We start from the raw sequence: 12545 nt of genomic DNA on the forward strand, positions 1-12545 counted from the left end.
GGGACTTTTTATCATACTTGACTTTTCGCTGTCTGCTTAACCTTCTGCAAGGCATTTTTCAAGATAAACGGTGCCAGAATCGTTGCCAAAACGATCACCGTAATCACATCTGAATAGTACTTTTCAGAAAGCAGATGAGCTTCATAGCCAATCTGTGCCGTAATCAGGGCCATTTCGCCACGTGCGACCATGCCACTGCCGATCACGTAGCTGCTGTTAAAGTCAAAACCCATCATTTTGGCACCGCCGCCACAGCCAAGCAGCTTGGTCAGACAAGCCAGAATCGTCATAACGATGATAAACAGCAATGAGTCGACAAAATGATCCATCCGCATACTCAAGCCGACATTTACAAAAAATACCGGAATAAACAGGGCATAGCCAAGCGGTACGAAGCTTTGGTTGACAACTTCGCTGGTCTTGGTATTGCCAATCGCGATTCCAGCAAAGAATGCTCCCACGGCACCGCTCAAGCCAACCTTATCAGCCAACGCAGCCATCGTCAGACAGATGATCATTGCCGCGACTGCAGGGGCAGCAATTGTGAGCATACGTTGACTGGCATGCATCAGATAAGGCGCCAAAAACTTAACCAGCAGATAGGTGCCGACAAAAAACAGCAGCTGCAAAAAGATGGTCAGACCAAGACTCATGTTCTGCTCACCATCAAATCCTTGGCCGCGCATCATGCTGATCAAGACGCTCAACGCAATCACGCCGCCAATATCATCGGCAACCGCTGCACCAAGAATCGTCGCGCCCTCTTTGCTGTCGAGCTGCTGATACTCACGCAAAACGGCCACCGAGATGCTGACTGAGGTAGCTGAAAAAATCACGCCGACAAACAATGACTCAAACCACTGCATGCCGAACAGATCAGCTGCCAGTCCCATGACCACAACCGGCAGAATCATCCCCATCAAGGCTACGACCACTGCCGGCTTAAGGTACTTCTTCAGCAGGTTCAAGTCGCTTTCCAAACCAGCGATAAACATCAGAATGATCACGCCGATCTCTTGGAACTCATTGATCATTTCTGTTTGGTGAACCCAATTCAGCATAGCCGGTCCAGCCACGACTCCGACTAAGATCTGCCCAATGACATCGGGAATGCCCCACCGCGCGAACAAATGCGAAACAAGCTGCGTGGCTAGAAGAATTCCCGCCAAAGTGGCAATAAAGCTCATGTCTTTCCCCTTTCTTCAATGTTCAAAAACGAGACTATATTTTTATCTTACCAAAAACGACCACCGGCTTCATCAAAAAAGAAAAGCTTTCTGCCCAAACTGCAGAAAGCCTTTGTAGATTATCGCCGGTTTGATAGAGCCGTCTAGCGGACTTGAACCGCCGACCTCATCCTTACCATGGATGTGCTCTACCTATCTGAGCTAAGACGGCACTGGTAGTATAGCGAAGAATCGTGCTTCACGCAAGTCAGCAGTCCAGCAGTTTGATTTTTAATTTTGCCTATTACGGTTTAACATCGTTCAGACGTGGCAGAATCAAAAAGATGACCAGACCGATCACAAAAAGAATCACCAAAGAAAAGATTCCCCAGCGTGAGTTGCCGGTCCATTGCGTAGCCAGTCCAACCAAAACCGGTCCCAGAATTGCCGAAAACTTGCCCAGAATGTTGTAAAAGCCAAAGAACTCGCTGCTGTCGCTTTTGGGAATCAAACGGCCAAAATAAGAACGGCTCAGTGCCTGAATGCCGCCTTGACTGGTTCCGACCAAAATCGCCAACACCCAGAAATCAGCGGCAGACTTAAGCTTTAGGGCATAAAGACAGATCAGCATGTAGACAATGATACTCAACAATAATGCCCGCCGCGTTGAGGTCTTCTTGGCCAGCCAGGCATACAGCATTGAAAACGGCGCGGCAATCAATTGGACTACCAGCATGACGATCATCAGCGTCGTCGTCTTGATACCCAGATCCTCACCGATAACCGTAGCCATGGTAACGATCGTGTCAACACCGTCAATAAAGAAGAAATAGGCCACCAAAAACCAAAATGCCTGACGATAGTGATTAATATGCCGCAGCGTCTGCAAAACGCGCTGCCAGCTGTTGGCAATGCGATTTTCGGTATCTGGAACGCCATAGCGCTGCTGACCGTTTTTCATCAATGGCCAGGCAAACAGCAGCCACCAGCCGGCCGAGAGCCAAAAACTGAATCGGGCCACGCCATTGCCGTCCAATATGCCAAAGCCATTCGTTAATTCAGCGACTAAAAAGACGGCAAATGAGAGCACGCCGCCCAGATAGCCAAAGCCAAACCCGGCCGAAGAAACTTCATCCATCTGCTCATCGTCAGCCACATCGGTTAAAAAACTATCATAAAAAAGATTGCTGCCAGAATACCCCATATTGGAAATCACATAGACAATGATCAGCCATAGCCAGGCCATCGTGCCATTTGCGGGCAGACTGCCTAAAATCATAGCGGTCACGATCCCCAGCCAGGTAAAAATATTCAGCCAGCGGCGCTTAGCATGCGGATAATCGGCCAATGCTCCTAGCAACGGCGCCAGCAGTGCAATGATCAAAGTACTGAAACTATTGGCATATCCCCAATAGGCCGTTGAATCTGCCGAAGAGATGCCGCCCTGCAAGGCAACGACTTTAAAGTAAATGGGAAAAACCGCGGTCGTTACCAGCATGGCATAGCCGGAATTGGCCCAGTCATAAAAGATCCATTCCCATTGCTGCTTGTTGAATTTCAAATTAATCATCCTTTCAAGACGTAATTCCAAACATAATAGAGCGGTTTTTGACTGAAAAGATTCTCTCTAGAATAGAGTTTAGCGCTATTTGATCAATTTTGATGCAACTACTCAAATATTAAAACCCACCAGCAGCTGCTGATGGGTTGATATCAAGCTGTCGTCCTAGTCCTCATCTGCTTGATAAGGACCAATGATCAGCTTGGTTTTTGACAGCGGGTAAGGAACGTGCTGACCGTCGACGATCTGGATTCTTTCGATTCGGCCAATTGCCAAATGATTGTCCCGCCCCACGGGAACCCTGACCAGATCGCCTTCTGCCAAACGCTCGTCTTCCGTGCGATAGCAATACGTGCGTCCATCCTCTTCAAAGGAGACGTCACAATAGATATATTGGCCCGGTCGCCGCCATTGATGATTGTAGAGTGCCGGATCAATAAGCTCATTGTTGCCGTAAAAGCTTAAGAAGTCTTCGATTATCATGGCCAGTTTGGGAAAATCAACCGGCAGCCCCTGCTTATCAAACGAGCCATTGATGATTCGGGTCTGACCAGTAGCAGTTTGAATCTCAATTGCATACCGGCGCTGGTCATCCGGATCAAACACCACATCGTCATCATTGCCATTGACGTATGCCAGAAAATCCGGTGTCTGCAGTACATCCAGCAAGGCATCGATCGCATTCGCAATATGGTAACGGTGCTCCATTGCGCAATCGTCGCTCAGATGCTTGCGATAGATCAAATCCTGCTGAGCACGGTCGATTACGATGCTTTCCAGATAATCAAGCTGAACCGGTTCGCCATCTTCTTGGTAGGCATTGAGTTGCCGATGATAGCGAATTGTGAGCCGATCGATCTTTTCGGCGTGGACCAGACCATCAAACAGCCATAGCTTGGCATCCCCATTCCAGATCTGCCGCAGCTCTTGAGCCAGCTCACCCAGCGCCGCGTCGGTCAGCCAATATCCGCGCGTCTGAAATTTTTGCCCATTCGTTGCCGTCAAAGTCAGCTGCCATTCGTTTTCAATGTTGGTCGGCTTAAAATCATGCCGTTTTGCAAAATAAAGGGCCAGCTTCTCGAAAAAGACGTTGAGCTGTGGACCTTTTAGATTCTCGGTTTGCGTTGTCAGCAGCTTGTATTGATCATTCATGATGCGCAGCTCGGCCTTGCCATTGCGACCGAGCTTCAGCCATTGTACGCTTGCCGGTGAATTGGTGGCAGCCTGAGAGATCAACTCCAGATGCGCGATGACGCCATGAAACACAAATGGTAAGGATTCATTGGCCAGCGCTAGTTTCTTTAACTGCTGCAGGGCCGCGATCAGCCAGGCTTTTTGCGAGTCAGCCGGTTTGGCCTGCCAATTTTGCCATTGACGATAGATCGCATGCCCCAGCATCATCTTGTCATTGATTTTAGAAATGATCTTTTTCAAGCCGGTCAGCGACGTCATCGGCTGTTCGATTGGAAAGGCCGCATCCAAGTCAAGCGTTGGCTGATCAAAATGCAGTTTTTGACATTGCCAGACAAATTCTGAATCTAACAGCGCCTCAGTCGGCTCATCCAGTTTTAGCAGTACCGACAGCCACTGATCGACAAAATCCAAAATTGCTTGATCCTTTTTCATCTGCGCATCCCCCTTTGAACTGATTATTCTTAATTTACCATTCTTTACGATCTTGGGGTCAAAAAAAGCGCTGCAGCTGAGCAACGCTTATGAAAAATTGCGAATCGTTAGTGAAACTGCCAAGATCAAGGCGCCGATCCCGACCAGAATCTGCATCAGTCGACCAGGCAGGTGTCGTACGATGATTGGGCCCAAGATGCCGCCAATAATATTGCCGATCATCAAGGGTAAAACATAGTGCCAGCGAATCGGCGTCTCCAAGGCAAATACGATCCAGGCCGTCGTATTGGTTGCCGTCATTGCCACGTTTTTTAAGGCATTGTTGATGGCAAAACTCTCCTGACGGTTGATGATTGAAAGCAGCGTCAGACACAAAACGCCCGCGCCCGCATTGAAGTATCCCGCGTAGACGCCAATCAAAAAGATCCACAGCATGTTGAACCCACGCTGTACCAATGACTTGCCAAACATACGACTGTTGGCCGACATCGTTGCTTGAGCCTGCTTAGGCTGGTGAGGAAACAGCAGGATTACCCCGCCAATGCCGATACAGATTGGCACCAGATATTTAAACCATGATCCAGGCAAGGCAAACAACAGCCAGGCACCCAGCACCGAGCCAACCAAAACCAATGGCAAAACGATCTTTACCTGCTTTTGATGGCCCTGCAGCTCTTTGGTCGAGGCAAATAGTGAGCTGTAGCCACTGGCAATCGTCGAAAAGGCACTGGTTACATTGGCCGTCACCGGTGGCAGCCCCATAGCCAGCAGCGAAGGATAGGTTACCAGCGATGCCAAGCCGGCTGCGGCACTGATGATCCCTGCCAAAATACCAATGCCGATCATCAAAAGGATAAATTCCACTCCCGTCATCTCTTTCCCTAAATAATTTCAGAATTGTTTTTAATTATAGAACATTCATCGATGATTTAGGTCTGACCTTCGTGAAAAAAGCTTAATTTTTTTACCAGCAATCGCCCTAAACGCCACTGCTGAGGAATTTTTAATTAGTGAAATCTCCTGCCGCCAGCTGCTAATATCGAATCCAGAATCGTTAAAAGACCAATTGCCGAACGATCCATCATGCTAGGCATATTTATGGGCAATCTTGCCGCAGACTGCGGCCACGATCGCGCCCAATAGATCGTCAATAAACGTATTGATATGGTTTTCATCGGTATCAAAGCTTTTGATGATGCCATATTTGACTCGGTCCAGATAGCCGAAGTTCGTTGCGCCAATCGTGCCATAGATATCAGAGATCTGCAGTGCCAAAGCCTCATCAACGCCAAAAACGCCGGCATCTTTTCTGATGATTGAAAGCAGCGGTTCTTTGATTTGATTTTCTTCCGCCAGGCGATCCAGTTCCAGTGCCACCATGGCATTGTTGAGCAGCTCGCGTTTGTGCATGACGTTGAGCAGCTCCTCATAGCAGTCGGCTTCCGTTAATTCAGGAATAAACTGCTGCTGCAGGTCAAAAGCAATCTTGGCCAGCTGATGCAGATCAACGCCGCGTTCTTTTAAGCGCGTAATTACAAATTCATGGGCCTTGGTATCTGGATATTTAAAATCTTTTGTCAGCAAAATCTTCACCTCATTTTGAAATACTCACCGCGAAAAAGCACAGACATCAACCTGACTATGGCTGAAAATCACCAATCAAACCGATGACTTTCCCGCCGTCTGCCACCACCAGAACAATAAGATCAGCAATCCTGCCAAACCAATCAGTTCAACAATCAGCCATCGCTTCTGGTGCGAACCGGCTGGCAGCGGAAAGACGAACACAAATGGCAAAATCAGCCAGCCATGCCTTAACAGCCAAAACAGCATTTGAATCCCTCTTTTAATCTAACATATTGCAATTATAACGCCTATGATCTTCACGCCGGTTTTTATTGCCGTTTTGTGGTAAAATATTTTTCTTAAAGAACACTATAGAAAGTTGGCACTAGTTATGGGAACGGTCATCGTTTTGCCTGATTTAAAACAATCATCTGCATTTTGGCAGCAGCTTAAAGTCAGTCGTCATCAGCTAAGACTGATTGATTATCGTCAATTCAGCGATGCGGCTTTAGACTACCAGACCTTGGCGCGGGCCGTTGAACAGCTGGTGCGCCAGGTTCCGCAGCCGGTTACGTTGATTGGGGATGGCATCGGTGCCGTCATCGCGCTTAAAGTCGCCGTTACCGCGTTTGGCCGCATTGATAATCTGCTGCTGGTCAAACCGCAGTATCAAATCCCAACGGCCCGCTTGAAACGGCAGGCAGCTCGGTGGCGACTGCTTCCCCAAGGCAGTTTTAAAGACCGGCCGCTCGATAAAAAATCATCTTTGGCTCTGCTGCAGTCGTTATATGACGCCGACCTGACCAATCAGCTGATGCACGTTCAATGTCCCACGACCGTTTTCTGCGGTGCCCGTGATCGGCAGAACCGCACAGCAGCGCAAGGCCTCAGCAATCGGCTTTTTGATGGTCATCTGGTCTGGATCGACAGAATGGAAGCAGCCATTAATGATGACGGTTTAAAAGCTTTGGGCAATCAATTACGCTGATCAGAAAAAAAACGCTTGGAAATATTTCCAGGCGGTTTTTTTAAGACTTAGTTTTGCCAGTTGATGTTTTGTTCGTTTGCCAGATCATAATCAATCAATTCCCGGCCATCCAAGTCAACCTTGTGCATGTCAACGGCATTGATCTGATTGTTGTCGTAGGTGGTGTAGTAGTAGATACCGCGGTCGGCGTTGACACATGATGAATAGATCGTAAATTCAAATTGATTATTCTCGACGCCATCCAGGTTCTTTTGCTGTTCAACCGAGTGCAGAATGTGGAAGAAGTTACCGACGTTTTCATTTTCGGTTTCTCCCTTAGGCGCGTTAAGCTTGGTAAAGGCAACCTTGACAAAGCGCGACATTGAATCCATCCCGCCAGGCAGGCCCCGCGTTCCCAGACCACGGCTGTAGTTGTCGAGCTCAAGGTCTTGGCTGAACTTGTTTTCTGGCTGCTGAGGACTTAAGAACTGGTAGTTGTTCAAGTTGAACAGCTGCTTATCAAATTGAGGATTGTTGGTCAAGACGCCAACTGGATTGTCATAAACGTGCAGACCATCACGATCACATTCAATCGTTAAAGTCTTTTCAGATGCCGTTTCAGCCATCAGCCAGTGCAGCGGTGAAAGCGGCAGCTGTTCGCTAAAGTCGATCTTAACCAGGTTGATCTTGTCTAACAAAACCTTAGCTTCGGCCAGTGTTGCGCATTGGCCCAGAATCCATGATACGAACTCAAATGGCGATACGTTGTCCTTGCCTTCTGCGTATGGCTTGTAGTCGGCGTTGCCTGGGTAGTTCAAGCCAGCCATGCTTAACCCTTTTTCATTGGTAGCGTCAAAATAAAGCGGATAATTGTCGACCGTCGTTGCCATACCGATCAAAGCATAGTGATGTTCAAGAGTTGGCATCTTGCGGAAGGTCAGCGGAAAATTGCGTGGCGTGATCGTAACCTTTTCACCATAAGACAGTTCCAAATCCAAATTCCGACCAAAATAGTGGTCACCAGCAGTATAGGTTGCTGCAGTACACATGAGCCTTCACTCCTTTACAAATGTAAATTATCATTATTCGATCATCATTTTAGTGCAAACTATTTTTAAAACAAGTATTGCATAAATAAAAAAAACTGCTATCACGAGGGCCCAATCCCGTTATAACAGCTTTTTTACGTTTTTGTCGATTAATAGATTTAAATAATTCTTATTGTGTTTTTAAACAATTCTTAAACTAATTTTTTGTCAATTTATATAAAAACCAAATCAGGTAGGGAAAACATAATCCTAATCGGTAACGTTCAGTTCAACCGTGCCAAAGCCATAATCAAACTTGGCTTCCCACTTGCCGGCAGCCAGTTTTGGCGGCAGCACAAACGTTCCGGAAGATACCAGCTGACCTTTTTTAAACTGCTTGCCTTGTGAAGCCAGCTTAGCCACCAGCCATTGCAGTGACTTCAGCGGATTGCCTAGCACTTCTGAGGAATCCCCTTCATCCTTCTTCTCGCCATTGAAATAGAGCTCGGCGTGAACCTTGGCTGCATCTTCAGGCGTCGCAAACACCTTATCCGTATCGCGTTCTTCGCCATAGACGACCAGACCGCCCACAGCACAGTCTGACATAACGTTGTACTTGGAAAGACTTGGGAACCAGTCTTTAAAGCGTGAGTCAGGAACCTCAAGCGTGCCGCAAACCGTTGTCTTCTTCATCAGATCTTCCAGCGAGTCGTCCGGTGACAGATCCTCCTTGGCCCGAAAACCCAGTTCTACTTCAGCCAGTGCCGCCATGCGATCACTGAGCTTGACTTCTGCTGGCGACTTTAAGAAGTGGTCTTCAACCTGTTGACCATACAGTGGTGAGTCAGAGTCAAACATCTTTTGCGTTTCTTCACTGGTTAATGAGACCTTGTAGCCGCCAACTTCTTGATTCTTGAGTGCCATCACTCGATCTTGTACTCGATAGGCCGTGTCGTCATCATTAACGACGCCTTCCCATTCAGATTCTAACAGCGGGTTGCCAGACTTGTAGGCATCATACAGTGCTTGAGCGAATTTTTCTTGGTTTGCGGTCAGGTTTGCTTGTTGTTCAGTCATATTAGATTCCTCCATTTTTAATTGCCTCACGCTGGCAGATTATAATGGTTACAGCGTGAGTGTCCTTGTTTAAGTCGTTTTGCGAGTTGATTTTTAATATTGGTAATGTCGCTAATGTCGCTGTCTTTCATGACACTCACCTCTTTTTATGCTTGGTTTTGAATACGAATTAAAAAACGCCCTTTAAATGCCTGCTTTCGCAAAGCATTTAAAGGACGTCGCATGGGCGTGGTACCACCTTTTTTCGTTAAGCTGAAAACTTAACCTCAAACAAACCCAGTTAGACTGGATTCATCGGCACGGTAATGGGTGCTGCCAGGTGCGTCTTACTAAGATTTTGACGCCCAACTCATAGGTGATTTTCGCTTGACCGCGCGGCTGACTCGCAACTACCGTCAGCTTTCTGCTTGGCTGGCTGATCAAGCTACTCTTCCTAATCAACGTTTTTAATCGATTTCTAATTCGCATTTAATTTATGTTTATATAATAAGCACCACAACTGCCATTGTCAACAAGATTTTTTATTTTTTATCATTATTTTCTAATTTTTAATTTATAAAGCGCGATGTTTGGCGTTATATCAGCAACACAACCGGCGTAAAATAAAGACAGTCAATAACACGAGGTGAGAAAATGCGCTGGAACAATAATCATGCCAATACTATCAACTACCGCGCGCTGATCAGATTAGCATTTGCCATGGCAATTATTGCCGCAATGCTGATGGCAATCCTGGACCACCATCAAGAATCCAACCCTGCCATCTCATCTGAAAGAATTACTCAATTGAACCAGACACTAAGAAAAAAACTCAGCCATGATCTTTACGCCAAAGTTAGCGTGACAAGCAGCCGCATCGTCTTAAAACGGTCGGCGGCGGCTTCAACCGATCAACAGCTTAAACAGCAGCTGGATCAATTAAGCACACAAACCAATCAGCTCCAGCGGCAGTTCAAGACCCGCCTGCCAGTCTACGTTCAAAACCCAAATGGCCAAACCATTGCTGAGATCAGATTCAATCATCAAGGGTGGTATCGCAGTCAAAAAGGGCTTAAAGTCAAAACCGTATTCGGTACCCAATAGTCATCGCCAAGCGCGGTGGCTTTTTGTTTACGACGTCACATGTCCCAAAAACCACGACATTGGCTTCATCCTCACTGTACATAGAAAAAGTGTTGAACGACTACTCCGTTAAGTAATCATCCAACACTAGACTAGGATGTTTTATTTATCCTTAAAACGACCAAAATTTCATTATCCGCAGCCGAATCATCCTTGAATGGCAATCACGAATCCTTTTGGCCGCAGCCGCTCTTTTTGCAGGCCCTGCGACATTATCGGCACCAGCTGACAGGCTAATGATTTACGACCGGTGTTAAAGACTGCCGTTAGCTGCTTATGGTGCAGTTGACGCTTAATTACGATTCCTTGATCATCCGGCAGAGCAGCCAAACTAAGCATACCCTGTGCGATCAGCTGCCAGTTTTTTTGCCGCAGCTTAATTAAATCATGAACGAAGTCGTACATTGCCAAGGCTTTTGCGTCTGGGTGCCAGTTCATCGGCTTGCGGCAGTCTGGATCGCTGTTGCCCGTCATTCCGTATTCGGTGCCATAATAAATCGATGGACACCCCGGCTGCAGGAAAGTAAACGCCAGCGTCTGTCTGACCAAAGCAGCATCACCATGGGCTACCGTCATAATTCGTGCCGTGTCATGCGAATCAAGCACGTTAAACATCATGGCATTGGTCTGATCACGGTAAAGCATCAGCTGACGGCTTAATTGATTGACGAGGCCCTGGCTGCTTAGCTCATGGTTGATCAGACAGCTGATGATCGCTCCCGTATAGTCGTAGTTCATCACGCCCGTAAACTCATCGCCATTGAGCCATGGCTGCGCGGAATGCCAGATTTCCCCCAGAATATAAAAATCATCTTTTAACGCCAGCATCTCATTATGAAACCGACGCCAGAAATGATGATCGATCTCATTGGCAACGTCTAACCGCCAGGCATCAATATCAAACTCGCGCACCCAATATTTGGCAATATCTAAAAGATAGTTCTGAACTGCTGGATTGGCCGTATTAAGCTTTGGCATATGGGGCGTGTAGTCAAACGTATCATAGGTGGCATCCTTGGCAAATTCAAAGTTGGCAGTTGGCGTATAGGTGGCTGGGAACTGATTGACGTGGAACCAGTCGGCATATCTTGAACTCTGCCCATATTTCAAAACGTCCTGCCACATCGGCGACTGATCGCCAATATGATTAAAGACGGCATCCAGCATTACCCGTATTCCCTTTTGATGAGCCAGCACGATCATTTTTTTGAACAGCTGAGCATCGCCAAAGTGCGGATCAATCTGATAATAGTCCTGTGTATCATACTTATGGTTGGAAGGCGCCTTAAAAAGCGGATTAAAGTACAGTCCATTAACACCCAGTTTTTTTAAGTCGTCCAGATGATCGATCACGCCCTGCAGATCGCCACCATAAAAGTCCTGGCGACCAGGATGAGTTTGGGGATCCCAAGGCTTGGTGCCCGTCGGATCGTTGGTCGAATCACCATTGGCAAAGCGTTCCGGAAAAATTTGATACCAAACCGTCTTTTCCACCCATTTTGGCGCGTGAAAGGCATCAATATCTTGAAAATAAGGCATTCGAAAATAAGTATTGGCATCATCCAGCAGCTTTTGATCAGTCGGCTGAATAAATCCCTTGTCAGCATAGATCAGTTGACCGCCTTTTTGATCAGTCAACTCAAAAGCATACGCCAGACGCCTTTTTGGTTCGGTAATGGCTGCTTGCCAATAATCATACACACCATCAGAGTGAATTTTTTTCATTGGTGTTGGGTGCTTGTAAAATTTGGGAAGATCCGGCCGACTATGCAGACTATATGGATCACCATGCAAGAGCAAAACTTGAGTGATATCATCTTGAGCGGTCTTTAAGCGAATATGCATGACATCTTTAGTGTATAGATAGGCCATTTCACTTTCTGGACGATGATAGATTCCTGCCAGATTCATTGGTTGCCAGCTCCTTTATAATTGTCTTGATTTCATCGTAGTGCCAGCCGTCATTTCATTATAGGCTCAAAATTGTCGTTGACCAAATTATAATTTTCTGCGCTAATTATCGAAAATCAAGCCATAATTAAAATTGAGCAGCAGATTTTTCATGTTGAAACCCAAAGCGGCGTAGTTGATCGCCAACACCCCGTTTTTGAATGGAAATAACCAAAAATTATGATACTATCCCAGCTCCAGTTGTATTTAGTGTAATTGAAACGATAAAGCCTGCTTACCGAAATAAAACCGGTAGCAGGCTTTTTTGACTTTTAGCTTAACTAAGGCAGCTCAGTACTACCTTCGTTTAATGTAGCAAAAAACAAGAAGCCGTTAGCAACAAATAATTGTTGCTAACGGCTTCTTAAGTTAGTGCTGACTAAAGGATTCGAACCTTCGACCTACGCATTACTAGTGCGTTGCTCTGCCAACTGAGCTAAGTCAGCATAATGCGTGGCGATGCCCTATCCTCGCAGGGAGCG

At 46.7% G+C, this 12545-nt stretch carries 11 protein-coding genes, 2 tRNA genes and 1 other annotated feature; of the genes, 2 read left to right on the forward strand and 11 right to left on the reverse strand.

Annotated features, from left to right (window positions below; genetic code table 11):
• Nucleotides 1–11: 11 nt before the first annotated feature.
• The 7 genes from FC47_RS07230 to FC47_RS10610 form a co-directional block, all read right to left on the reverse strand.
• A complete protein-coding gene (locus FC47_RS07230) occupies nt 12–1187 on the reverse strand; it encodes a cation:proton antiporter (RefSeq protein ID WP_056968502.1) in 1176 nt (391 codons plus the stop codon).
• Between the two features lie 137 nt (nt 1188–1324).
• Nucleotides 1325–1398 (reverse strand) — tRNA-Thr (locus FC47_RS07235).
• A gap of 72 nt (nt 1399–1470) precedes the next feature.
• Entirely contained in the window at nt 1471–2727 is a 1257-nt protein-coding gene (locus tag FC47_RS07240) for an MFS transporter (RefSeq protein ID WP_056968503.1), read from the reverse strand.
• A 165-nt stretch (nt 2728–2892) separates the two neighbouring features.
• Entirely contained in the window at nt 2893–4353 is a 1461-nt protein-coding gene (locus FC47_RS07245) for a hypothetical protein (RefSeq protein WP_056968504.1), read from the reverse strand.
• A gap of 87 nt (nt 4354–4440) precedes the next feature.
• The gene (locus FC47_RS07250; RefSeq protein ID WP_033935225.1) at nt 4441–5226 is read right to left on the reverse strand and encodes a sulfite exporter TauE/SafE family protein; all 786 of its coding nucleotides are present in this window, start codon (nt 5224–5226) and stop codon (nt 4441–4443) included.
• A 213-nt stretch (nt 5227–5439) separates the two neighbouring features.
• Nucleotides 5440–5937 carry a phosphatidylglycerophosphatase A family protein gene (locus FC47_RS07255; protein WP_033935224.1) on the reverse strand — a complete coding sequence of 166 codons (498 nt, stop codon included), beginning with the start codon at nt 5935–5937 and terminating at the stop codon, nt 5440–5442.
• Nucleotides 5938–6012: 75 nt separating this feature from the next.
• Entirely contained in the window at nt 6013–6186 is a 174-nt protein-coding gene (locus FC47_RS10610; protein WP_006499365.1) for a hypothetical protein, read from the reverse strand.
• A 124-nt stretch (nt 6187–6310) separates the two neighbouring features.
• On the opposite strand from FC47_RS10610, the gene FC47_RS07260 reads away from it, so the two are divergent.
• Nucleotides 6311–6907 (forward strand): alpha/beta fold hydrolase, encoded by a 597-nt coding sequence (locus FC47_RS07260; RefSeq protein WP_056968505.1) that lies wholly within the window; start codon nt 6311–6313, stop codon nt 6905–6907.
• A gap of 47 nt (nt 6908–6954) precedes the next feature.
• On the opposite strand, the gene bsh is transcribed toward FC47_RS07260, so the two are convergent.
• Complete coding sequence (bsh, locus tag FC47_RS07265; RefSeq protein WP_006499363.1) at nt 6955–7935, reverse strand: choloylglycine hydrolase; 981 nt, start codon at nt 7933–7935, stop codon at nt 6955–6957.
• 249 nt (nt 7936–8184) lie between these two features.
• Nucleotides 8185–8991, reverse strand: coding sequence for a 2-keto-4-pentenoate hydratase (locus FC47_RS07270; RefSeq protein WP_056968506.1), 807 nt, complete (start codon nt 8989–8991; stop codon nt 8185–8187).
• Between the two features lie 208 nt (nt 8992–9199).
• Nucleotides 9200–9441: a binding site (T-box leader), on the reverse strand.
• A 183-nt stretch (nt 9442–9624) separates the two neighbouring features.
• Here FC47_RS07270 and FC47_RS07275 point away from each other — a divergent pair.
• Nucleotides 9625–10074, forward strand: a complete 450-nt coding sequence (locus FC47_RS07275) for a hypothetical protein (protein ID WP_056968507.1) — start codon at nt 9625–9627, stop codon at nt 10072–10074.
• A gap of 186 nt (nt 10075–10260) precedes the next feature.
• Here FC47_RS07275 and FC47_RS07280 read toward each other — a convergent pair whose 3' ends face one another.
• The gene (locus FC47_RS07280) at nt 10261–12024 is read right to left on the reverse strand and encodes a glycoside hydrolase family 13 protein (RefSeq protein ID WP_056968508.1); all 1764 of its coding nucleotides are present in this window, start codon (nt 12022–12024) and stop codon (nt 10261–10263) included.
• Between the two features lie 412 nt (nt 12025–12436).
• Nucleotides 12437–12509, reverse strand: a tRNA-Thr gene (locus FC47_RS07285).
• Between the last annotated feature and the right edge of the window lie 36 nt (nt 12510–12545).

Source organism: Limosilactobacillus mucosae DSM 13345 (genome assembly GCF_001436025.1).
GTDB lineage: Bacteria > Bacillota > Bacilli > Lactobacillales > Lactobacillaceae > Limosilactobacillus > Limosilactobacillus mucosae.